Source organism: Rathayibacter sp. VKM Ac-2803 (genome assembly GCF_009807175.1).
Taxonomy (GTDB): domain Bacteria; phylum Actinomycetota; class Actinomycetes; order Actinomycetales; family Microbacteriaceae; genus Rathayibacter.
The window spans coordinates 1,016,278-1,038,212 of record NZ_WUCD01000001.1; the positions used below are offsets into that span (position 1 = coordinate 1,016,278).

Below are 21,935 nucleotides of genomic sequence, written 5' to 3' on the forward strand. Positions count from 1 at the left end.
CCGTCGACGTCCCGCGACACGGCCCGCCCGCGCGAGTGGACGCGGGACGGGCTCCGTATCCCGCTCCCACCCCCGTCAGCGTCGACTCGCGAGCACCTGCGCGGACGACTGGACGGGAGACGGGCCCTGCCCCGGCCGCAGACCCCGTTCTGCGTCCACTCGGGGACGGCTGGTGATCGCGACGGTGGTCCCGCACGGCCCGGCGCCGGTCAGTGCCCGGCGCCGAGGTTCCCGGCGAGGCGGTCGTGCATCCGGGTGGAGGCCGCGTTCATCCCCTCGATCACCGCGTGCTTGCCGTGGCGCTCGTACTTGGTGGTGATCGCGTCGAGGGCCGCGACGGTCGAGGCGTCCCAGACGTGCGAGCCCGACAGGTCGATGACGACGCGGGCCGGGTCCTCCGCGTACTCGAACTGCGTCGTCAGGTCGTTGCTGGAGGCGAAGAACAGCTCGCCCGTCACGCGGTAGTGCGCGGTCCCCTCCGACACCATGCGCTCGACCGTGGCGAAGTGCGCGACGCGGCGGGCGAAGACGACCATCGCGGCGATGACGCCGATGATCACTCCGATCGCCAGGTTGTGGGTGACGACCACGACGACGACGGTCGCGACCATCACCAGGGTCTCGCCGAGCGGCATGCGGCGCAGGGTCGAGGGGCGGATGCTGTGCCAGTCGAAGGTGGCGACCGACACCATCACCATCACGGCGACCAGGGCGGCCATCGGGATGACGGCGACGATGTCGCCGAGCACGACCACGAGGATCAGCAGGAACACGCCAGCGAGGAACGTCGAGATGCGCGTGCGGGCGCCCGACGCCTTCACGTTGATCATCGTCTGGCCGATCATCGCGCAGCCGCCCATGCCGCCGAAGAGGCCCGACAGCACGTTCGCCGCACCCTGCCCGAGCGACTCGCGGGTCTTCTGCGAGCGGGTGTCGGTGATGTCGTCGACGAGCTTCGCCGTCATCAGCGACTCGAGGAGGCCCACCAGCGCCATCGCGATCGAGAACGGCGCGATGATCGTGAGGGTCTCCCAGGTCAGCGGCACGTCCGGCACGAACAGCTCGGGGAGGCTGCGCGGCAGCTCGCCCTGGTCGCCGACGGTCGGCACGGCGATCGCGGTCACGACGACGGCCACGGTGATGAGCACGATCGCGACCAGCGGAGCCGGCACCACCTTCGTCACGCGCGGCATCACCACCATGATCACGATGCCGACCGCGACGAGCGGATAGACGAGCCACGGCACGCCGATCAGGTTCGGGATCTGCGCGCTGAAGATCAGGATCGCGAGCGAGTTGACGAAGCCGACCATGACGCTCCGGGGGATGAAGCGCATCAGCTTCGCGACCCCGAGCAGACCGAGGACGATCTGGAAGACCCCGGCGAGGATCACGGTCGCGATGAAGTAGTCCATCCCGTAGTCGCGGGCGACAGGCGCGATCACGAGTGCGACCGCTCCGGTCGCCGCGGTGATCATGGCGGGGCGGCCGCCGAGGAAGGCGATGGTGACCGCCATCACGAAGGAGGAGAACAGGCCGACCCGCGGGTCGACTCCGGCGATGATCGAGAACGAGATCGCCTCGGGGATGAGGGCGAGGGCGACGACGAGGCCGGCCAGCACCTCGCGGCTGAGGATCCGCGGCGTGCGCAGCGCCGTCCTCACGGAGTGCTCGGGGCGGGACAGGGCGGTGGCGGTCATGGAGCTCCAGGAGTCGTGGCTCTCGTCGCGAGAGTCGGAAGGCGCGAGACGCGGCTCGGCGCAGGGAAGAATGTGGGGGCGGGCGAACGCCCTGCGCCAACCCTACCCTCACGTGAGGGTTGCTCTCGGGAGGTCGGATGCCGGTCACGATGCACATCGGCGAGCTCGCCGAGAAGACCGGGATGTCGCTGCGCACCCTGCGCCACTACGACGAGGTCGGCCTCGTGACCGCGTCGGGCCGCACCGAGGGCGGCTTCCGCCTCTACACGCAGGACGACCACGACCGCCTCATCCTCATCCGCCGGATGAAGCCGCTCGGCTTCTCTCTCGACGAGATGGCGGCCCTCCTGCGCGTCATCGACCGCATCGAGGCGCACGGAGGCGACCCCGAGGACCGCGCCGAGCTCGGCCGCTTCGTCGAGCAGGCTCGCGAGCGCCGCGCCACCCTGCAGGCGCAGCTGGCGATGGCCGACGAGTTCGTGGAGCTGCTCTCGACCCGCTGAGCGCACCCCCGGAGGCGCGCGACATACCCGGGATCGGCGTCCCGTCGTCAGGGCGCAGCGATCGCTGGCAGACTAGGAGCAGCAGCCGCGGACGACAGATCGTTCCGCGCACCCCTGATCGCCCTCGCGACCACCCGCACCGCCCCTTCCGCGCCAGTCCGCCGGAGGAGCACGCCGGATGCGAGACACCCCTACCGAGAACTCCGCAGCCCTGCGCCATCGCGCCGCCAACCGGACTCCTCCCTCACCGGAAAGCACTCATGAGAAACACCCGCACCGCCAAGCCCGCTCGTCACCACCTCGAGCTCCCCACGCCCAAGCCCCTCGAGAAGGGCGGGATGCGCATCACCCCGCTCGGCGGGCTCGGCGAGATCGGTCGCAACATGACCGTCTTCGAGCACAAGGGCAAGCTGCTCATCGTGGACTGCGGCGTCCTCTTCCCCGAGGAGAACCAGCCCGGCATCGACGTGATCCTGCCCGACTTCGCCGCGATCCGCTCGCGTCTGAAGGACATCGAGGCGATCGTGCTCACCCACGGTCACGAGGACCACATCGGCGGTGTGCCCTACCTCCTCAAGGAGCGCGGCGACATCCCGATCATCGCCTCGACCTTCACGCTCGCGCTGATCAGCGCGAAGCTCCAGGAGCACCGCATCACCCCGCGCACCCGCCCGGTCAAGGAGGGCGACCGCGTCGACGCGGGCGTCTTCGACCTCGAGTTCCTCGCGGTGAACCACTCGATCCCCGACGGCCTCGCCGTCGCGATCCGCACCGAGGCCGGCCTCGTGCTGCACACGGGCGACTTCAAGATGGACCAGTTCCCGCTCGACGGGCGCACCACCGACCTCCCCGGCTTCGCGCGCCTCGGCGACGAGGGCGTCGACCTGTTCCTCGTCGACTCAACCAACGCCGACGTGCCCGGCTTCGCGATCTCGGAGGGCGACCTCGCCCCCGCGATCGACCAGGTGTTCCGCACCGCTCCGCGTCGCATCGTCGTCTCGAGCTTCGCCAGCCACGTGCACCGCATCCAGCAGGTGCTCGACGCCGCGCAGCGCCACGGCCGCAAGGTGGCCTTCGTCGGCCGCTCGATGGTCCGCAACATGGGCATCGCCGCCGAGCTCGGCTACCTCAAGATCCCCGCGGGTCTCGTGGTCGACATGAAGGTGCTCGAGAAGCTGCCGGCGACCGAGATCGTGATGATCTGCACCGGTTCGCAGGGCGAGCCGATGGCCGCGCTCTCGCGCATGGCCAACAAGGACCACATCATCGACATCGGCCCGGGCGACACCGTCCTGCTGGCCAGCTCGCTGATCCCCGGCAACGAGAACGCGATCTACCGGATCATCAACGCGTTCACCCGCTGGGGCGCGACCGTCGTGCACAAGGGCAACGCCAAGGTGCACGTCTCGGGTCACGCCAGCGCGGGCGAGCTCGCCTACTGCTACAACATCCTCCGGCCGACCGCCGTGCTGCCCGTGCACGGCGAGTGGCGCCACCTCACCGCCAACGCGGCGATCGCGACCCGCACCGGGATCGACGAGAAGAACGTCTTCGTCATCGAGGACGGCGTCTCGATCGACCTCGTCAAGGGCCGCTCGCGCATCAGCGGACGCATCCCGGCCGACCAGATCCTGGTCGACGGCACCACGATGGGCGTCGCCACCGAGGACGCGATGATCGACCGCCGCGTGCTCGCGGAGGAGGGCGCCATCACGGTCCTCGCGATCGTCGACCTCGACCGCGGAACGCTCGGCGAGCCGGTGGAGTTCTTCACCCGCGGCTTCGTCGAGGAGCCGGGCTGGAAGGCCAACGCGAGCAAGGCGATCGACGACGCGGTGCTGCAGGCCGCCGGCAAGCCGACCGACCGCGAGGCGATCGAGGCGCTGATCACCCGCACCCTCGGCCGCTGGCTGACCCGCCGCCACCGCCGCAACCCGGTCATCACCACGATCGTCGTCGAGGAGTGATCCGCTCGGGCGGGGGCAGTGCGCCTCCGCCCGGCGTGCACGAGTGAGGCTGAGAGGCCGCGTCCCCCCGTTTCCCGGGCGGGTCCGGCCTCTCAGCCTCACTTGTGCGCGGGTCTCTCCCTCTGTGCGCGCTCAGGTGCGCTCGGTAAACTCGCAGGGATGTCTCTCCTTCCGCTCCGGCGCGCTCTCGCGCGTGCCGCTGCGGCGTACCCGAACCGCCTGCTCCTCACGAAGCGCGCCTCGGGGACCAACGGCTGGCTCAGCTCGTGGGGCACGAACGCCCACGGCGAGATCGCCGGCTGCCCGCCGCCACGCGTCTGATCCGCGTCCGCCCCTCCTCCGAGCCCGCGGCCGCGTCTCCCGACTCCCTCCCTTCCGGAAGAGACCCATGACGCATCCGCACACCCCCCTGCCCGCCGACCAGGCCCCGCACGCCATCTGGCGCGGGCTCCGCCAGACCCTCCAGAAGGACACGGTCGGCGGCGCCTTCCTCCTCACCGCGACGCTGCTCGCGCTGATCATCGCCAACAGCCCGGCCTCGGGGCTCTACGACGCGATCCGCGACTTCTCCTTCGGGCCCGAGGCGCTGCACCTGAACCTGAGCGTCGGCGCCTGGGCGGCGGACGGGCTGCTGGCGATCTTCTTCTTCGTCGTGGGCCTCGAGCTCAAGGAGGAGTTCGTCGCCGGCAAGCTCCGCGACCCGCGCACCGCGATCGTCCCGATCGTCGCCGCGGCCGGCGGAGTCGCCGTCCCCGCGCTGATCTTCGTCCTCGTGAACCTGCCCCGCGGAGGCGCCGCCCTCGACGGCTGGGCCATCCCGGCGGCGACCGACATCGCCTTCGCGGTCGCGGTCATCGCCGTGGTCGGCAAGTTCCTGCCGCCGGCGCTGCGCACGTTCCTCCTGACGCTCGCCGTGGTCGACGACCTGCTGGCGATCACGATCATCGCCGTCTTCTACACCGCGGGGATCGACGCGCTCCTGCTCGCCCTCGCCCTCGTGCCGCTCGCGGTCTTCGCCGTCTGCGTGCAGCGCGGCGTGCGCGCGTGGTGGGTGCTCATCCCTCTGGCCGTGGCGACGTGGGCGCTGGTGCACGCCTCCGGGGTGCACGCGACCGTCGCCGGCGTGCTGCTCGGCTTCACGGTGCCCGTCGTCGCGACGAAGCGCGCCCGCGTGCAGACCGGCGCGGACGCCGAGGGCCGCCCCCTCTACGACGGCCTCGCCGCGCACTTCGCGGACCGCTGGAGCGTGCTCTCGACGACGTTCGCCGTCCCCGTCTTCGCGTTCTTCTCGGCGGGCGTCACCGTCGGCGGCTTCTCGGGGCTCGTCGAGTCGTTCCAGGACTCGATCGCGCTCGGCATCATCGCGGGTCTCGTGCTCGGCAAGGCGATCGGCATCTCGGGCAGCACGTTCCTGCTCACCCGGTTCCGCGGGATCGTCATCGACCCGACCCTGCGCTGGATCGACGTCATCGGGATGTCGTTCGTCGCGGGCATCGGCTTCACGGTCTCGCTGCTGGTCGGCGAGCTCTCGTACGGCGTGGGCAGCGAGTCCGACGACCACGTGAAGGTCGGGGTCCTCGCCGGCTCTCTCCTCGCGGCGATCATCGGAGGCGCGATCCTCGCGGTCCGCAACCGCCGGTACCGCCGCGCGGGGGCCGTCGCGAGCTGAGGGTCGGGGCGATCGGCCTCACAACCGAGGCTGGGATCCCGCGATCGCCGAATTCTCGGCGGAATCGGCCTTCCAGCCTTGTCTGTGCGGCGCGGATGCACGGTTGTCCCCGCGTTGGGGGTGCGGGAGGGTGGGGTGAGCCGGCGGGGGAGTCGGTGGTCACTGGAGGCACACCATGCGCACGCTCACCGCGGGGCTCTTCATGTCGGTCGACGGCGTCGTCGAGTCGCCCAACCTGTTCCAGTTCGACAGCTTCGACGCCGAGCTGGGCGCGATGATGGGCCGGATGATCGGCGCGGTCGACACCGCCGTGCTCGGGCGCACCGGCTACGAGGAGTGGTCGGAGTACTGGCCGAGTGCGCCGGCGGACGACCCCTTCGCCTCCTTCATCAACCCGATCGAGAAGTACGTCGCCTCCACGACCCTCTCGGGCCCGCTCGGCTGGAACGCCACCCTCATCGAGGGCGACGCCGCCGAGTTCCTGACCGCGCTGAAGCAGACCGACGGAGGCGACATCTCGCTCTTCTCGAGCATCTCGCTCGTGCGCACCCTCCTCTTCGCGGGCGTGTTCGACGAGCTGACCCTGATGATCCACCCGGTCGTCGCCGGCGCCGGTCGGCGCCTGTTCGAGGCGGGAGACCCGCCGACGCGACTGGAGCTGCGCGACTCCGTCATCACCAGCGCCGGCAACGCGGTGCTCACCTACGCGGTCCGCGAGGCCTGAACGCTCCTCCCCAGGAACTGCCCGTTAGGGATCCGTAAGGATGCGCGGGATCCGCGCTCGGAGGTCGTGGCGAGCGAGTAGAACTGTCCGGTGACCTCCTCCGCAGTCCGTGGCGACGCCGACGCCCTCGAACCCTCCCCGCTCCGCACGGCGCCTCCCGGCGGCCTGCGGGCGTGGCTGCTCGAGGGCCTCCGCGAGAACGCGGGCACCCACCCGGGGCCGCACTCCTCCGCCGAGAAGACCCACTCGTGGTGGCGGGTGATGTGCCTGACCGGCGTCGACTACTTCTCGACGCTCGGCTACCAGCCCGCGATCGCGGCGCTCGCCGCGGGCCTGCTCTCGCCGCTGGCGACGATCGTGCTGGTGCTGCTGACGCTCTTCGGCGCGCTGCCCGTCTATCGGCGCGTGGCGAAGGAGAGCTTCCGCGGCGAGGGCTCCATCGCCATGCTCGAGCGGCTGCTGCCGTGGTGGGGCGGCAAGCTGTTCGTCCTGGTGCTGCTGGGCTTCGCGGCGACCGACTTCATGATCACCATCACGCTCAGCGCGGCCGACGCCACCGCGCACGCCGTCGAGAACCCGTTCGCCCCGGAGTGGTTCCACGGCGCCGAGGTGCCGCTCACCCTGGGTCTGATCACCCTGCTCGCGGTCGTGTTCCTCCGCGGCTTCAAGGAGGCGATCTCCATCGCGGTCGTGCTCGTGGCGGCGTTCCTCGTGCTCAACGCCGTGGTGATCGTCGTCGCGCTCGCTCACGTCACCGAGAACCCGGTCGTTGTCAGCGACTGGTGGTCGGCGCTGAACACGCAGCACGGCAATCCGCTGATCATGGTGGGGATCGCGCTGATCGTGTTCCCGAAGCTGGCGCTCGGGCTCTCGGGGTTCGAGACCGGCGTGGCCGTGATGCCGCAGATCCGCGGCGAGGCGGGCGACACCGAGGAGAACCCGGCCGGTCGGATCCGCGGCGCCAAGCGGCTGCTGGTCACCGCCGCGGTCACGATGTCGGCGTTCCTGATCACGTCGAGCTTCGTCACGACGCTGCTGATCCCGCAGGCCGAGTTCCGGTCGGGAGGGGAGGCGAACGGCCGCGCCCTCGCCTACCTCGCGCACGAGTACCTGGGCGAGGCGTTCGGCACCGTCTACGACATCAGCACGATCTGCATCCTGTGGTTCGCGGGCGCCTCCGCGATGGCGGGGCTGCTCAACATCGTGCCGCGCTACCTCCCGCGCTACGGGATGGCTCCGCAGTGGGCCGCCGCCGTGCGCCCGCTGGTGCTGGTGTTCACGGTGATCGCCTTCGTCATCACGATCCTGTTCCAGGCCGACGTCGACGCGCAGGGCGGGGCGTACGCCACGGGCGTGCTCGTGCTGATCACCTCCGCCTCCGTCGCCGTGTTCCTGTCGGCGAGGCGCAAGAGGCAGCGCAAGCGCGCGATCGGCTTCGCGGTGATCGCGCTGGTGTTCGTCTACACGACGGTCGTCAACGTGGTCGAGCGGCCCGACGGCGTGCGGATCGCCGGGGTGTTCATCCTGGGGATCCTGACGGTGTCGCTGGTGTCGCGGGTGCACCGCTCGTTCCAGCTGCGCGCGACCTCGGTGACCTTCGACGCGGCCGCGCTCGACTTCGTCACCACCGACGCCGACGAGTACGGCGTCATCCGGGTCCTCGCGAACGAGCCCGACGACGGATCCGAGGCCGAGTACCGGCAGAAGCTGGCGGAGGAGCACCAGCACAGCAACCTGCCGCGGCGCTCGCCGGTGCTCTTCCTCGAGGTGCAGGCGACCGACTCGTCCGACTTCGAGGAGGACCTGCTGGTGCGCGGCGAGATCCGGCACGGGTTCCGCGTGCTCACCGTCACCTCCGGGAACATCCCGAACACGATCGCGACCGTGCTGCTCGAGATCCGGGAGCTGACCGGGGTGATCCCCGAGGTCTACTTCGAGTGGACCGAGGGCGACCCGCTGACCAACATGTTCCGCTTCCTGGTCACCGGCACCGGCGAGGTGGCGCCCGTCACCCGCGAAGTGCTGCGGCGGGCCGAGGCGCGCCGCTCCCGCCGCCCCGGCGTGCACGTCGGGTAGGGCCGCCCTCTCAGACCCGGGCGAGCCGGCCGATGTCGTCGAGGAACGCCTCCGCCACCTCGTGCGAGACCGTCGCCCGGGTCGCCGCGATCGCCGCGCGGTAGTCGGCGGTCCGCGGTCCCCGGCGCGCCTCGATCGCGTCGCCGCCGCTGTCGAGGGCGTCCTCGAGCGCCGCCTGCGACGCCCTGCGGGCGGCGTACTCGATGTCGGCGGGCGAGAAGCCCGTCGTGTCGGCGACCAGCGCGGCGACGTCGATCGTGTCGAGGACGTGGCCCGGGATGTAGCGCGACCAGATCGAGAAGCGGGCGTCGTCGTCCGGCAGCCCGATCGGGATCACGTAGTCGAAGCGGCCGTGGCGGAGGAAGGCGGAGTCGAGCGAGCGGATGAAGTTCGTGGCGCACACCAGCAGCCGGTTCGGCTGATCGCGGAACGCGGGGATGATCTTGAGCAGCTCGTTCGTGACGCCCTGCAGCGCGGACGGCGGCCCGCCTCCGCGCTGCACCGCGATCTCCTCGACCTCGTCGATGAAGACCACCGCGTGCTCGAGCTCGGTGATCCTGTCGAAGGTCTCGCGCAGGGCGCCGGCGAGCCCTGCCGAGTCGGAGGCGAGGCGCGAGGGGAAGACCTCGACGAACGACCACTCGAGCCGGGAGGCGATGGCGCGCGCGAAGGTCGTCTTGCCCGTCCCGGGCGGGCCGAAGAGGACCACGGCGCTCGGCGGGACGACGCCGAACTGCTCGGCGAGGTCGGCGCGGGCGAGCGGCATGACCAGGCGGCGCTCGAGCAGCTCCTTCTCGCGCTGCATGCCGCCGATCGACTCCCAGAGCCCCCGGGGCAGGACGCGGCCGCCGAGCTCGGACAGCACGCCCAGCTCGGCGCGCTGCACGGGGATCTGCCGTTCGAAGTAGCGCAGGTTCTTCTTGGCCTCGAAGCCCTGCTCGGCGAACGCGTCGTCGGGCAGCCCCGAGTCGGGCAGCAGCACCGAGAGCTTCGACAGGCCGAGCGGAGCCATCCGCTTCTCGAGCGCCGCGAGCAGCGCGCCGCCGATGCCGGTGCGCCGGTGCTCCCGCTCGGTCGCGAGGAACACGATCCAGCCCTGGGCGTGCGCGGCGCGGCCCACCGCCGCGCCGATGACGACGTCGTCGAGGACGGCGACCACCGCGTGGTCCTGCCGGCAGGAGGCGAGCACCTCGGAGAGCCCGTAGACGGGCTCGGCCTGCGTGCGCAGCTCCTCCCAGAGCGGCAGGATGCCGTCGATGTCCTCGGGGTGGAAGTCGCGGATGCGGAAGTGCGCCATGCGCCTGCCTTCGTCTCGTGGTCGGGCCGGCCGGAACGCGGAACCGGCCGACCACCTCGAGCGAGGGGCCGGCCGATGCTGCGCGGTGTCAGACCGCGGGGTTCGCCCCCGCGCGGTCGGGTGCCGTCGACGGGCTCGCGGCGGCCTCGTGCGCCACTTCGGCCGCGAGGTCGGAGTCGGGACCCATCGACCGCTCGAGCTCGTGGGCGAGGGAGGCGAGCTCCGCTCCTCCGGCCATCAGGCTCGTGAGCTCGCCGAGGCTGATCTCGCTCTTCTCGAAGTTGCCGAGGCTGGTGCCGCGGTTCAGGAGCAGGAAGCGATCGCCGACGGGGTAGGCGTGGTGCGGGTTGTGAGTGATGAAGACGACCCCGAGGCCCTGGTCGCGCGAGCGGGCGATGTACTTGAGCACCACTCCGCTCTGCTTGACGCCGAGGGCGGCGGTCGGCTCGTCGAGGATGAGCACGCGGGCGCCGAAGTACACCGCCCGGGCGATCGCGACGCACTGGCGCTCGCCGCCCGAGAGCGTGCCGATCGGCTGGTCGACGTCGCGCAGGTCGATGCCCATGTTCGCGAGCTCGGACTGGGTGATCGCGCGCATCGCCTTGACGTCGAGTCGCCGCAGCGGTCCGATGCCCTTCGTGATCTCGGAGCCGAGGAAGAAGTTGCGCCAGACCGGCATCAGCGGCACGACGGCGAGGTCCTGGTAGACCGTCGCGATGCCCGCCTGCAGCGCAGCGCGGGGGGACGAGAACGTGACCGGCTCGCCGTCGAGGAGCAGCTGCCCCTCTGACGGAGTGTGGGCGCCGGCGAGCATCTTGATGAACGTCGACTTGCCCGCGCCGTTGTCGCCGAGCACGCAGGTGACCTGACCCGCGTTCACCGTGGTGGACACTCCGGCGAGCGCGTTGACGGCTCCGTAGCTCTTGCCGATGTCGCGGACCTCGACGATCGTCGTGCCGACGGGGGTGCGGGGCGCCGCCGGTCGCCCGGTCGAGGGTCCGCTGGTCGTGTACTCGGCGCTCATCGCCCGCCTCCTGCTCGTGTCCGGACGAAGTTGTTCAGCAGCACGGCCGCGAGGAGCATGCCGCCGAGGACGGTGCGCAGCCAGTTGGTGTCCCACTGGGCGAATGTGATGCCCTGGAAGACCATGCCGTAGATCAGGGCGCCGAGGGCGGCGCCGATCGCGGAGCCGTAGCCGCCGGTCATCAGGCAGCCGCCGACGACCGCGCAGATGATGTAGATGAACTCCTGGCCGACGCCGGTGTTCGCCTGCACGGTCGAGGTGCGGAAGAGCGAGATCATCCCGACGAGCCACGCCGCGCCGGCGGTGCCCATGAAGAGGCCGATCTTGGTCTTGAGCACGGGCACGCCGATCTGGCGCGAGGAGGTGAGCGCACCGCCGACGGCGAAGATCCAGTTGCCGGCGCGGGTGCGCAGCAGGATCCAGGTGGCGACCGCCGTGACGGCGAACCACCAGAGCACCGAGACGTAGAACGTGCCGTTGCCGACGGTGAGGGAGGAGCCGAAGACCGGCTGGATGCTGTCGTAGGCGGGGACGTTCGTCATGCCCTGGATCGCGACCTGGCCGGTGATGATCTTGGTCACGGCGAGGTCGATCCCGGCGAGGGCGAAGAAGGTGCCGAGGGTGACGATGAAGCTCGGCAGTCCGGTCTTCATCACGAGGATGCCGTTGAGGGCGCCCACTCCGAGACAGGTGACCAGCGAGATCAGGACGGCGATCCAGATGCTGAGCCCGTAGTGGGTGGTCAGGATGCCGACGATGAGGGCCGAGAAGCCGGTCATGACTCCGGCCGAGAGGTCGAACTCGCCGCCGATCATCAGCATCGCGACGGCGACCGCCATGATGCCGAAGGTCGAGGCGGACTCGAGCCAGACGCCCGCTCCGGCGAGGCTCAGGAACTGGGGGGTGTAGAGGGAGAAGAACACCAGCACGGCGAGGGCTGCGACGAGCGCGCCGGTCTCGGGCCGGGCCAGGATCTTGCGGAGAGGACGTCTCTCGAGGCGTGGCCTCGTGGCGATCGTCACGATGTCTGTGGTCGTCAACGGTGACTCCTGTTCGAAGGGGGAGAGCGGAGGCCGGCGCGGGGCGACGCCGGCCTCCGTGGTGCTGCTAGCGGGTGCCGTTCGCGGCGAACTCGGCGACCGCCGCGGCGTTCTCCTTCGTCACGAAGGCGGGACCGGAGTAGACGGGCTGGCCGCCCCCGATGACGTTGCCGTTGGTGCTGTAGAGCGAGAGCGCGGTGACGCCGAGGAAGCCCTGGACGTAGGGCTGCTGGTCGACCGCGAAGGCGATCGAGCCGTCCTCGACCGCCGTGACCACGTCCTCCGAGAGGTCGAAGGTGCCGACCTGCGCCGAGCTGCCCGACTCCGAGACGGCGCCGACGGCGTCGATCGCGTACTGGCCGCCGAGCGTCAGGACGCCGTCGATCGAGGGGTCGGACTGCAGCTTCGACTTGATCGTCGCCTTGACCTCGGCGTCGTTCGTGCCGTCGACCTGCAGGTTCGACATCGTGCCGCCGAAGGTCGAGGCGGCCGCCTTGCAGCGCTCCTCGAGACCGACGTTGCCCGCCTCCTGGATGACGCAGAGGGCGTTCGTCGCCCCCGCCTCGGCGAGCTTCGTGCCGACGGCCTCGCCGGCGACGGTCTCGCTCTGGCCGATGTGGGTGAGAGCGCCGAACTCGGCCGAGCGCTCGATGCCCGAGTTGATGGTGACCACCGGGATGCCGGCGGCGACCGCCTTCTCGACGCTGTCCTTCACTCCGTCGGGGTTGGCCATCGAGACGACGATGCCGTCGACTCCCTGGGCCACCGCGTTGTCGATCAGCTGCGACTGCTTGGCCGGGTCGGGATCGGCGTTGTAGGTGATCGTCGCTCCGTAGTCGGCGCCGGCGGCCTCGGCCCCCGACTTCACGCGGTCCCAGAAGGCGTCGCCGGGGCCGGAGTGCGTGACGACGGCGTAGGTGTAGTCGCCGCCGCCTCCGGCACTGGCGGCGGGCTCCTGACCGGTCCCCGTGCATCCGCTCAGCAGCAGTGCGGCCGCGGCCGTGACGCCGAGTCCGGTGAGGAATCGCTTCTTCATTGAAAGTCCCTTCGATGCGGATGCCGTCGTCGATGACGGTCCGGGAAAACGTCGCTGTCGCGTCGAGTATGAAGTCGGGCGTTGCAAATGTCAATACATATTGTCATGGAGGTAGAGTGGTGTTGTTCAGCGTCGACGAGAAGGAATGAGAGCGCCATGGTTCACCGACTGGGAGTCGGACTGGTATCGGTCGGATGGATGGGTCGCCTCCATACTCGTGCGTATCGCGCGGTCCCGGAGCACTATCCGGATCTCGGGGTCGCCGTCGACCTCGTCTCGGCCGCCGACACCGACCCCGCGACCCGCACGAGCGCCCGGGAGGTCCTCGGCTACCGGCGCGCCACGGCCGACTACCGCGAGGTGCTCGCCGACCCCGAGGTCGACGTCGTCTCGATCTGCGCGCCCAACTTCCTGCACCGCGAGGTCGCCCTCGCGGCGGCCGAGGCGGGCAAGCCGTTCTGGATCGAGAAGCCGATGGGGCGCTCCGCACTCGAGTCCTCGGACATCGCGCGCGCGGCCGAGACCGCCGGGATCGTGACGTCGGTCGGCTTCAACTACCGCCACGCGCCGGCGGTGGCGAAGGCCCGCGCTCTGGTGCGCGCGGGCGCGCTCGGTACCGTGACGAACGTCAGCGTGCGCCTGCTGGCCGACTACTCGGCCGATCCGCTCGGCGCGCTCACCTGGCGCTTCCTGCGCGACCGCGCGGGGTCCGGCGTCCTCGGCGACCTCCTGTCGCACGGCGCCGACCTGGCGCAGTACGTGGTCGGGAGGATCGACTCGGTCTCCGCGCTCACCGAGACCTTCGTCCGCGAGCGTCCGCTGCCCGGCTCCGCCGCGGCCGGTCACTTCAGCAAGGGCGACGACGACGCGGCGAAGGGCGCCGTCGAGAACGAGGACTACGCGGCGCTCCTCGGCCGGTTCGAGTCGGGAGCCGTCGCGGTGCTCGAGGCGAGCCGGGTGGCCGTCGGGCCCCGCGCCGAGTACGCGCTCGAGGTGTACGGCACGAAGGGGTCGCTGCGCTGGGACTTCCAGCGGCTGAACGAGCTGCAGCTCGCCGACGACCCCAGCGGCTATCGGACCGTGATGGCCGAGCCGGGCTTCGGCGACTTCGGGCGGTTCCAGCCCGGCGCCGGGACGAGCATGGGTTTCGACGACCTCAAGACGATCGAGGCCTCGCTGTTCCTCGGCTCGGTCCTCGCGGGGCGGCAGCTCGCCCCCTCGGCGGCGGACGCGTGGTCGGCGGCCGAGATCGTCGAGGCTGCCGTCCGCAGCGACGCGGCGCGCGCGTGGGAGACGGTCCGCGGCGTGACGGGGCCCACCACCTACGACAGCTGACGGGGATGCTGGTCGAGTAGCCCCCGCGTGAGCAGGCCGGTCCTCAGGCTCGGCCGTGGATCTCGATACGCCGCGCTGCGCGGGCTACTCGATCAGCGAGGAGGGGGCCGTGCGCAGGGGGGCACTTCTCTCAGAAGCGGAGTGGCCGCTTCGCGTCCCGGTGATGGGGGAGGAGTCGGCGTGTGCTGCCCCCCCCATCATGCTGGTCGAGTAGCCCGCGCAGCGGGCGTATCGAGACCCGCCAGCGTCAAAGGATCGGTCCTCAGGCCCGGCCTTCTGACGGACGTGGATCTCGATACGCCCGCTGCGCGGGCTACTCGATCAGCGAGCAGGGGGCGCCGGTTCCCGTCTCAGTGATGAGGGAGGAGTCGGCGCGTGCTCCCACCCCACCATGCTGGTCGAGTAGCCCCGGAGGAGCGTATCGAGACCCACCAGCGTCAGCAGATCGGGTTGAAGCCTTCGTGCTGAAGGACGTGGATCTCGATACGCCCGCTGCGCGGGCTACTCGATCAGCGAGGAGGGGACGGTCGTCAGCCGCGGAAGGCCGCCTCGAAGGCGTCGAGGGCCGACTCCGAGTCGGTCGAGGGCCAGGCCTCGAGACCCACGACGCCGTCGTAGCCGAGCGTGCGCAGCTCGCGAGCGATCGCCTCGTAGCGGATCTCGCCGGTGCCCGGCTCGCAGCGGCCCGGCACGTCGGCCACCTGGATCTCGCCGATCCACGGCTGGGCGCGGCGCGCCAGCTCGATCAGGTTCCCCTCGCCGATCTGCGCGTGGTAGAGGTCGAGGTTGAGTCGGAGCCCCGCCCGATCGACGGCGCTGACCAGCGCGAGCGTGTCCTCCGCGCGGGCGAACGGCGTGCCCGGGTGGTCGACCGCGGTGTTGAGGTTCTCGAGGGTGAAGACCCTGCCGCGGGACTCGCCGAGCTCGGCGAGACGGGTGAGCGTCTCCTCCGCCCGGTCGCGCTCCTGGGGAGACACGTCGCTGCCAGGCCGGACCGGCAGCCCGCCCGGCGCGAGGCCGGTGCCGTGCAGATTGAGGCGGGGGCTGTCGATGATCTCGGCCGCGTCGAGCGAGAGCTCGGCGGTGCGGAGGAGCTCGGCGATCCCGTCCGGGGTCGTGAGGTCGCCGAACAGGTAGCCCGTCATCGACGAGAACGTCGCGCCGGTCGCCGCGAGGTCGGGCAGGTCCTTCGTCGACCAGTCCCAGATCTCGACCTCGAAGCCGCGCTCGTGCAGGCGGCGCACGCGGTCGACGAAGTCCAGCTCGGCGAAGAGCATCTCTGCGGACGCGGCCAGGCGGAGGCTCATCGCTGCGTCTCCCCGCTCGCCGCGGTCACAGTGCGACGCCGATCGCGACGCGCTCGACGGCCGAGCGGGCGGCGGCGTCGGCGAGGATCAGCGCGGCGCGACCATCGGCGAAGGTGGGGCTGGTCGACTCCTCGCCCCGCGCGAGCTTGATGAACTCGCTGAGCTCGGCCCGGTAGGCGACGGAGTAGCGCTCGAGGAAGAAGTCCTGGTACGGCGGCTTCGCCTGGACGCTCGACGCGTTCGAGACGCTCACCAGGCTCGTCAGCGCGTTCGCGACCTCGATCGAGCCGTCGGCGCCGAACGCCTCGATGCGCTGGTCGTAGCCGACCGAGCTGTGGCGCGAGTTCGTGATCGAGACGAGGGCGCCGGAGGAGGCGCGGAGGGTGACGACCGCGGTGTCGAAGTCGCCGTGCTCGCGCGCGCCGGGGTCGAAGGTCGTGGTGCCCGTCGCCGAGACCTCGACGATGTCGGGCAGGAAGAAGCGGGCCATGTCGAAGTCGTGGATCGTCATGTCGCGGAAGATGCCTCCGGACACCGCCACGTAGGCGGCGGGCGGGGCGGCGGGGTCGCGGCTGATGATCGAGAGCTGCTCGAGCGCTCCGATCTCGCCGGCCGCGACCCGGGCGCGCGCCTCGGCGAACGCGGGGTCGAAGCGGCGGTTGAAGCCGAGCGCGATCGGCACCCCCGACGACTGCACCCGGGGCAGGAGCGCGTCGACGCGGGCGATGTCGAGGTCGATCGGCTTCTCGCACAGGGCGGGGACGCCGGCGTCGATCGCCGCCTCGAGGAGGTCGACGTGCGTCGCGGTGGGCGAGGCGATGAGCACCGCGTCGATCTCACCGGAGGCGAACATCTCGGCCGCGTCGGTCGTCACCGTCCCGCCGTAGAGGGCCGAGACGGCGTTCGCACCGTCGATGAAGGGGTCGCACACCCAGGCGAGGGCGGCCTCGGGGTCGGCCGCGATGTTGGCGGCGTGCACCTGGCCGATGCGGCCGGTGCCGATGAGTCCGAAGCGGAGCGGCTTGTGAGTCACGTCGTTGTCCTAGCTGCCCAGGGGGCGGTCGAGAGGGTGGGGGGAGTGAGGGAGGCGGGGCGGGCTCACACCCAGGAGCGGATCGCCTCGCGGTTGATCCTCTGGTCTTCGCCGCGCTCGGCGCGGAAGTCGTCGATGACGGCGTCGGGCGCGTTGAGCACATCCTGCTCCACCACCACCCAGCCGTCGTAGCCGCTCGAGTCGATCGCGGTCATCACCGCGTCGAGGTCGATGTCGCCCCGGCCGAAGGCGACGAAGGACGACGAGGACCAGACCTCGCGCATGCCGCCGCCGGCGGAGAGCACGCGGTGGAGCTCGGCGACGTCGACGTCCTTGAGGTGCAGGTGGTTGATGTGCGGACCCCACCGGTCGATCGCAGCGACGGGATCGCCTCCGCCGATCAGCAGGTGGCCGGTGTCGAGGGTCAGGCCGACGTCGACGGCCCCGACGAACCGGTCGATCTCGCCGGGCGACTCGATGTAGGTGCCCGCGTGGTGGTGGAAGGTCGGCTCGAAGCCGGCGGCCCGGACGATCGTCGCGGCGCGGTCGACATTGGCGACGAGACGCGACCAGCGCTCCTCGTCGAGGGGATCGGCGGCCTCGCCGCGACCGGGGGAGGAGCGCCGGGCGGTCGAGCCGTCGTCGGCGAGGGTGGGCAGGGGGAGCCGCGACGGTCCGCTCTCGGACGCCTCGGAGAAGAGTCGCAGGGTCTCGTGCAGCTGCGGGAGCGCGGCGGCGAAGGCCTCGTCGTCGGTGAAGGGCAGCTGGATCCAGCCGCCTGCGAGCTCGAGTCCGGACCGGTCGAGCCGCCCGCGCAGCTCGGCGCCCCGGCCGAGGTAGCCGACCGGGCCGAGGTCGACGCCGGTGTAGCCGGCCTGGGCCAGGACGTCGACGAGATCGTCGGGCGAGACGACCTCCGACCCCTCGGGAGTCAGCTCGAAGACGCCGAAGCTGACGGGAGCGCCGGCGAGGGAGGCCTTCACCGGGGGTCTCCGGCGGTGGGGGCGGAGGCGCGGACGAGTGTCTGGATCATACGGCGGTGTACAACTCCCTGGTAGCGGTCTGGCTAATGTTCTTACAATAGCACATTGACCATAAGTGAGGTATGCTCGACCGGGAAGGCAGCGTCGACGTCGTCGCACCCCGGCTCCGGAGAGTCACGACGACGTCGACCACGGCACGGCCAGGGGGCCTCACCACCGGACGAAGGAGTCTCCGTGACTGCACCAGCCCACCCCTCCCGCTCGCTACCGCCCCTCACCGCGGGTCCGCACAGCCGCCGCCTCGGCGTCGTCGCCCTCATCGCGACCCTCGGCGGCCTGCTCTTCGGCTACGACACCGGCGTCATCAACGGGGCGCTCGCCCCGATGGCCGAGGAGCTCGGACTCACGACCCTCACCGAGGGCGTCGTCACCAGCTCCCTCCTGGTCGGCGCCGCGATCGGCGCCCTGCTCGGCGGCCGCCTCTCCGACTCCTGGGGCCGGCGACGGACGATCATCCTCCTCGCGATCCTGTTCATCGCGGGCGCGCTCACCTGCGTCTTCGCGCCGAACCTCGAGGTGATGGTGGTGGGCCGCTCCGTCCTCGGCCTCGCGGTCGGCGGCGCCTCCGTCGTCGTGCCGGTCTTCCTGTCGGAGCTGGCGCCCTACGAGATCCGCGGCTCCATCGCCGGCCGGAACGAGCTCATGATCGTCGTCGGACAGCTGTCGGCCTTCGTCGTCAACGCGATCATCGGCACCGTCTGGGCCGACCACGGCAGCGTCTGGCGCTACATGCTGGCGGTCAGCGCGCTCCCCGCCGCCGCTCTGCTGATCGGCATGGCGGGCGTCCCGGAGTCGCCGCGCTGGCTGATCTCGAAGGGCCGGATGGACGACGCGCTCGCGGTGCTGACCACCGTCCGCAGCCGCGAGCGGGCCCAGGCCGAGCTCGACGAGATCGAGAGCACCGCGCGTGCGGAGTCGGCCCGTCCGCAGGGCGGCTGGCGATCTCTGAAGGACAAGTGGATCCTCCGGATCGTGCTGGTCGGCATCGGCATCAGCGTGGGCCAGCAGCTCACCGGGATCAACTCGATCATGTACTACGGCCAGTCGGTGCTGACCGAGGCCGGGTTCGACGAGGGGTCGGCCCTCATCGCGAACATCGCGCCCGGTGTCATCTCGGTCATCGGAGGCGTCATCGGCCTCTCGCTGATGCAGCGGATCAACCGGCGCACGACCCTCCTGCTCGGCTTCTCGCTGACCACGGCCATGCACTTCCTGATCGGCGTCGCGTCGATCGCGCTGCCGGTCGGCAACGCCGCGCGTCCCTTCGTGATCCTGCTGCTCGTCGTCCTCTTCGTCGGCTCGATGCAGACCTTCCTCAACATCGCCATCTGGGTGATGCTCGCCGAGATCTTCCCGCTCTTCATCCGCGGCTTCGCCATCGGCCTCGCGGTGTTCTTCGGCTGGATCGCGAACGCGGTGCTCGGCCTGTGGTTCCCGACGGTGGTCGAGGCGATCGGCATCTCGGGCACGTTCTTCGTCTTCGCGGGCATCGGCGTGGTCGCGCTGGTCTTCATCGCGACGCAGGTTCCCGAGACCCGCGGCCGGACCCTCGAGGCGATCGAGGAGGACGTCACGACCGGCGCGATCTACACGGTCCGCACCGGGAAGTGAGGTCGGCGGGACGCCCCCTGCCCGTGCTCGGGTTCAGGGGGCGCCCCGCACGTGTCAGCCGTGCGCCGGCAGCCGATCGCGTTCGTAGGTGATGCCGGTGTAGCCGTGCGGAGTCGGCCGGCCCTGGTCGTCGAGGCCGACGAAGACGATGCGGTCGATCGCGAGGATGCGGTGGCGGGTGATCATGTTGCGCACCTCGGCCCGCATCGTCAGCGACGTGCGGCCGAACGCGGTGGCGCGCAGTCCCATCTCGATGAGATCGCCCTGCACCGCGGAGGAGACGAACTCGATCTCGGAGATGAACTTCGTGACCGCGCGCGGGTTCCCGAGCTGCAGGATCGCGTAGATCGCCGCCTCCTCGTCGATCCAGCGCAGGAGGCTGCCGCCGAAGAGGCTCCCGTGGGCGTTCAGGTCCTCGGGGCGCACCCAGCGGCGGGAGCGGAAGGTGATGTCGTCGGTGCCGCCCCCGCTCTCCCCGCCCACCGGATCAGATCACCGGGAGGAGGATGTCGCGGACCAGGGCGTCGAGGCGGGCGTCCGCGTCGAGGAACTGCCGCAGCGTGCGCCGGGTCGCGCCGAACGAGTCGAACTCGTCGATGCTCATGCCGTCCTCGAGGTAGGCGCGGCGGAACTCCGGCAGCTCGAGCAGCGCCTCGAGGATCTCGGGGGCGACGGGGGAGTCGATCCGATCGAAGTCGACCGCGATCCGGTTCTCGTCGATCAGCAGCTGCCACTCGAACGGCGGGGAGACGACGAGGTCGCCGCCGACGAGCTCGGACCACTGCAGGTGGTTCCGGAAGGCGGCCGAGAGGATGCGGGAGCGGTAGCCGCGCTCGCGGAAGATCGAGTAGGCCTTCTTGAGGGCGGCGACTCCGGCCCACTCGAGGTACCCCGGCTCGACGAGGCGTCGATCGGCGGCGGCGGAGGCCTTGATCCAGTCGTCGAGTCGCCCGCCCATGATGGTCACGACCGAGCCGAACTCGTGCTCGGGCAGCCCCTCCGCCGTGCGACGGTCGAGACCGCGCTCGATCGCCTCGGCGACGGCGACGGCCTGCGCGACGGTGAAGGAGACCGTGGCGTTGATGCTCACTCCGCGGTACGTCGCCTCCTCGATCGCGCGGATGCCGACCGCGGTCGCGGGGATCTTCACGATGATGTTCTCGGCCAGCTCAGAGAAGTGCACGGCCTGGGCGACGAGGGCGTCGGCGTCGCGGTGGAGGCGCGGATCGGTCTGCACCGAGAGCCGGCCGTCGCGGCCGCCGCTCGCCCGGAACGCGGGGACGAGGAGGGCGGCCGCCTCGATCGACATGGCCTCGATGGCGAGCCAGCCGAGCTCGCTCTCGCCCGCGGTGGGGTTCTCGACCGCCAGCTGCGCGATCCGGGGGGCCCAGACGTCGAGGTTCTTCTCGATGGTGGTCAGCGCGATCACGGGGTTGCAGGTCGCGCCCACGGCGCCGAACGAGATGGAGCGCTCGAGCTCGCGCAGATCGGCGGAGTCGTTCCACAGGCTGGTCGGCGTGCTCTCGGCCGCGGCGCGGAGGGGGAGGACCGGCGCCGCGGCGGTCGAGGTCTCGTCTGCGGTCAGCGTGTCGCTCATGTCTTCTCCAGGGCTGGTCCGGCCGACGGGATCACCGTCGAGTGATGGGAATCAGCCTAGTGGCGCCAGGAGCAATTGTCCTAACAATAAGACGTAAGGAGCGCGAGGTGACATGGAGGGCATAATGTAAGCCCATACGCACGGCGTGACGACGGGGGAGACACATGGCACTTCAGGAGGAGCAGACCCTGCCCATGGATCTCTTCATGGACCTCGATCGCTCGGGCCCGATCCCGCTCTACCACCAGATCGCAACCCGCCTCGAGAAGGCCATCCTCGACGAGACGCTGCCGGCCGGCTCGCGTCTCGAGAACGAGGTGGCGCTGGGCAACCGCCTCGGGATGTCGCGTCCGACGATCCGGCGCGCCATCCAGGACCTCGTCGACAAGGGGCTCCTCGTGCGTCGTCGAGGGATCGGCACGCAGGTGGTGCACGGGCGGGTGACCCGCAACGTCGAGCTCACGAGCCTCTACGAGGACCTCCAGCGGTCCGGGCAGACGCCCGAGACGCGGACCCTGCACTCCTCGGTCGGAGTGGCCGACGAGACGGCGGCGGGGGCGCTCGGCGTCGAGCTCGGGTCGCCGGTCGTGCACATCGTGCGCGTCCGCTCGGCGGACGGCGTGCCGCTGGCCGTGCTCGACAACATCCTCCCGGCCGAGTTCGTCGACCTCGACCTCACCGCCCTCGAGACGCACGGTCTCTACCAGCTGCTGCGGGCCAGGGGCGTCGCGATGCGCGTCGCCAAGCAGCGGATCGGTGCGCGCGCGGCCACGGCCCGCGAGGCCGAGCTGCTCGACCTGCGCAAGGGCGCGGCCGTGCTGACCATGACGCGGACCGCCTTCGACAACTCCGGTCGCGCGGTCGAGTACGGCCAGCACTGCTACCGCCCCGACCTCTACTCGTTCGAGATCACGCTCGTCGATCGGTGATGAGGACGTCGGAAAGGCGGTGATCGAGCCCACGGCCCGCATCG

The 21,935-nt window shown here is 70.8% G+C and carries 19 protein-coding genes; 9 read left to right on the top strand and 10 right to left on the bottom strand.

The genetic code is table 11. The annotated features are described in order from the left end of the window. Positions 1–209 precede the first annotated feature (209 nt). The gene (locus GRS96_RS04710) at positions 210–1,700 is read right to left on the bottom strand and encodes a SulP family inorganic anion transporter (RefSeq protein WP_159857734.1); all 1,491 of its coding nucleotides are present in this window, start codon (positions 1,698–1,700) and stop codon (positions 210–212) included. Positions 1,701–1,837: 137 nt separating this feature from the next. On the opposite strand from GRS96_RS04710, the gene GRS96_RS04715 reads away from it, so the two are divergent. The 6 genes from GRS96_RS04715 (at position 1,838) to GRS96_RS04735 (ending at position 8,639) form a co-directional block, all read left to right on the top strand. Beyond that, positions 1,838–2,203 carry a MerR family transcriptional regulator gene (locus tag GRS96_RS04715; protein ID WP_159857732.1) on the top strand — a complete coding sequence of 122 codons (366 nt, stop codon included), beginning with the start codon at positions 1,838–1,840 and terminating at the stop codon, positions 2,201–2,203. A 338-nt stretch (positions 2,204–2,541) separates the two neighbouring features. Next, complete coding sequence (locus tag GRS96_RS04720; RefSeq protein ID WP_204162130.1) at positions 2,542–4,170, top strand: ribonuclease J; 1,629 nt, start codon at positions 2,542–2,544, stop codon at positions 4,168–4,170. A 159-nt stretch (positions 4,171–4,329) separates the two neighbouring features. Further along, positions 4,330–4,491, top strand: a complete 162-nt coding sequence (locus GRS96_RS20450) for a hypothetical protein (RefSeq protein ID WP_204162180.1) — start codon at positions 4,330–4,332, stop codon at positions 4,489–4,491. 67 nt (positions 4,492–4,558) lie between these two features. Further along, positions 4,559–5,839 (top strand): Na+/H+ antiporter NhaA, encoded by a 1,281-nt coding sequence (nhaA, locus tag GRS96_RS04725; protein ID WP_159857728.1) that lies wholly within the window; start codon positions 4,559–4,561, stop codon positions 5,837–5,839. A gap of 175 nt (positions 5,840–6,014) precedes the next feature. Then, the gene (locus GRS96_RS04730) at positions 6,015–6,563 is read left to right on the top strand and encodes a dihydrofolate reductase family protein (RefSeq protein ID WP_159987852.1); all 549 of its coding nucleotides are present in this window, start codon (positions 6,015–6,017) and stop codon (positions 6,561–6,563) included. A 90-nt stretch (positions 6,564–6,653) separates the two neighbouring features. After that, positions 6,654–8,639, top strand: a complete 1,986-nt coding sequence (locus GRS96_RS04735) for an amino acid permease (protein WP_442966590.1) — start codon at positions 6,654–6,656, stop codon at positions 8,637–8,639. 10 nt (positions 8,640–8,649) lie between these two features. On the opposite strand, the gene GRS96_RS04740 is transcribed toward GRS96_RS04735, so the two are convergent. From GRS96_RS04740 to GRS96_RS04755, 4 genes are all read right to left on the bottom strand, one after another. Further along, complete coding sequence (locus GRS96_RS04740) at positions 8,650–9,936, bottom strand: ATP-binding protein (RefSeq protein ID WP_159987853.1); 1,287 nt, start codon at positions 9,934–9,936, stop codon at positions 8,650–8,652. 88 nt (positions 9,937–10,024) lie between these two features. Beyond that, a complete protein-coding gene (locus GRS96_RS04745; protein ID WP_159987854.1) occupies positions 10,025–10,960 on the bottom strand; it encodes an ATP-binding cassette domain-containing protein in 936 nt (311 codons plus the stop codon). Next, positions 10,957–12,000 (bottom strand): ABC transporter permease, encoded by a 1,044-nt coding sequence (locus tag GRS96_RS04750; protein WP_159987855.1) that lies wholly within the window; start codon positions 11,998–12,000, stop codon positions 10,957–10,959. The genes GRS96_RS04745 and GRS96_RS04750 overlap by 4 nt, the downstream gene beginning before the upstream one ends. 67 nt (positions 12,001–12,067) lie before the next feature. Further along, positions 12,068–13,036, bottom strand: coding sequence for a sugar ABC transporter substrate-binding protein (locus tag GRS96_RS04755; protein ID WP_159857718.1), 969 nt, complete (start codon positions 13,034–13,036; stop codon positions 12,068–12,070). Positions 13,037–13,192: 156 nt separating this feature from the next. Here GRS96_RS04755 and GRS96_RS04760 point away from each other — a divergent pair, with 156 nt between their 5' ends. After that, on the top strand, positions 13,193–14,371 hold the full coding sequence (locus tag GRS96_RS04760; protein ID WP_159987856.1) for a Gfo/Idh/MocA family protein: 1,179 nt from the start codon (positions 13,193–13,195) through the stop codon (positions 14,369–14,371). A gap of 530 nt (positions 14,372–14,901) precedes the next feature. Here GRS96_RS04760 and GRS96_RS04765 read toward each other — a convergent pair. The 3 genes from GRS96_RS04765 to GRS96_RS04775 form a co-directional block, all read right to left on the bottom strand. After that, the gene (locus tag GRS96_RS04765) at positions 14,902–15,678 is read right to left on the bottom strand and encodes a TIM barrel protein (RefSeq protein WP_159987857.1); all 777 of its coding nucleotides are present in this window, start codon (positions 15,676–15,678) and stop codon (positions 14,902–14,904) included. Between the two features lie 25 nt (positions 15,679–15,703). Beyond that, positions 15,704–16,711: an inositol 2-dehydrogenase gene (gene iolG / locus GRS96_RS04770; RefSeq protein ID WP_159987858.1), complete on the bottom strand. Its 1,008-nt coding sequence runs from the start codon at positions 16,709–16,711 to the stop codon at positions 15,704–15,706. Between the two features lie 65 nt (positions 16,712–16,776). Continuing rightward, on the bottom strand, positions 16,777–17,694 hold the full coding sequence (locus GRS96_RS04775) for a sugar phosphate isomerase/epimerase family protein (protein WP_159987859.1): 918 nt from the start codon (positions 17,692–17,694) through the stop codon (positions 16,777–16,779). Between the two features lie 234 nt (positions 17,695–17,928). On the opposite strand from GRS96_RS04775, the gene GRS96_RS04780 reads away from it, so the two are divergent. After that, positions 17,929–19,365 carry a sugar porter family MFS transporter gene (locus tag GRS96_RS04780; protein WP_159857708.1) on the top strand — a complete coding sequence of 479 codons (1,437 nt, stop codon included), beginning with the start codon at positions 17,929–17,931 and terminating at the stop codon, positions 19,363–19,365. 54 nt (positions 19,366–19,419) lie between these two features. Here GRS96_RS04780 and GRS96_RS04785 read toward each other — a convergent pair whose 3' ends face one another. Together GRS96_RS04785 and GRS96_RS04790 are read right to left on the bottom strand one after the other, a co-directional pair. Further along, positions 19,420–19,848, bottom strand: a complete 429-nt coding sequence (locus GRS96_RS04785; protein WP_159857706.1) for an acyl-CoA thioesterase — start codon at positions 19,846–19,848, stop codon at positions 19,420–19,422. Between the two features lie 4 nt (positions 19,849–19,852). Beyond that, on the bottom strand, positions 19,853–20,962 hold the full coding sequence (locus GRS96_RS04790) for a transaldolase family protein (protein ID WP_159987860.1): 1,110 nt from the start codon (positions 20,960–20,962) through the stop codon (positions 19,853–19,855). Positions 20,963–21,126: 164 nt separating this feature from the next. On the opposite strand from GRS96_RS04790, the gene GRS96_RS04795 reads away from it, so the two are divergent. Next, positions 21,127–21,891, top strand: a complete 765-nt coding sequence (locus GRS96_RS04795) for a GntR family transcriptional regulator (RefSeq protein ID WP_327437448.1) — start codon at positions 21,127–21,129, stop codon at positions 21,889–21,891. The last annotated feature ends 44 nt before the right edge of the window (positions 21,892–21,935 follow it).

Coding starts and splice junctions, on each gene's coding strand:
- GRS96_RS04730 (WP_159987852.1), top strand. CDS start 6,015: ATGCGCACGCTCACCGCGGGGCTCTTCATGTCGGTCGACGGCGTCGTC.
- GRS96_RS04755 (WP_159857718.1), bottom strand. CDS start 13,036: ATGAAGAAGCGATTCCTCACCGGACTCGGCGTCACGGCCGCGGCCGCA.
- GRS96_RS04795 (WP_327437448.1), top strand. CDS start 21,127: ATGGCACTTCAGGAGGAGCAGACCCTGCCCATGGATCTCTTCATGGAC.
- GRS96_RS04720 (WP_204162130.1), top strand. CDS start 2,542: ATGCGCATCACCCCGCTCGGCGGGCTCGGCGAGATCGGTCGCAACATG.
- GRS96_RS04765 (WP_159987857.1), bottom strand. CDS start 15,678: ATGAGCCTCCGCCTGGCCGCGTCCGCAGAGATGCTCTTCGCCGAGCTG.
- GRS96_RS04760 (WP_159987856.1), top strand. CDS start 13,193: ATGGTTCACCGACTGGGAGTCGGACTGGTATCGGTCGGATGGATGGGT.
- GRS96_RS04715 (WP_159857732.1), top strand. CDS start 1,838: ATGCCGGTCACGATGCACATCGGCGAGCTCGCCGAGAAGACCGGGATG.
- GRS96_RS04710 (WP_159857734.1), bottom strand. CDS start 1,700: ATGACCGCCACCGCCCTGTCCCGCCCCGAGCACTCCGTGAGGACGGCG.
- nhaA (WP_159857728.1), top strand. CDS start 4,559: ATGACGCATCCGCACACCCCCCTGCCCGCCGACCAGGCCCCGCACGCC.
- GRS96_RS04790 (WP_159987860.1), bottom strand. CDS start 20,962: ATGAGCGACACGCTGACCGCAGACGAGACCTCGACCGCCGCGGCGCCG.
- GRS96_RS04745 (WP_159987854.1), bottom strand. CDS start 10,960: ATGAGCGCCGAGTACACGACCAGCGGACCCTCGACCGGGCGACCGGCG.
- GRS96_RS20450 (WP_204162180.1), top strand. CDS start 4,330: ATGTCTCTCCTTCCGCTCCGGCGCGCTCTCGCGCGTGCCGCTGCGGCG.
- GRS96_RS04740 (WP_159987853.1), bottom strand. CDS start 9,936: ATGGCGCACTTCCGCATCCGCGACTTCCACCCCGAGGACATCGACGGC.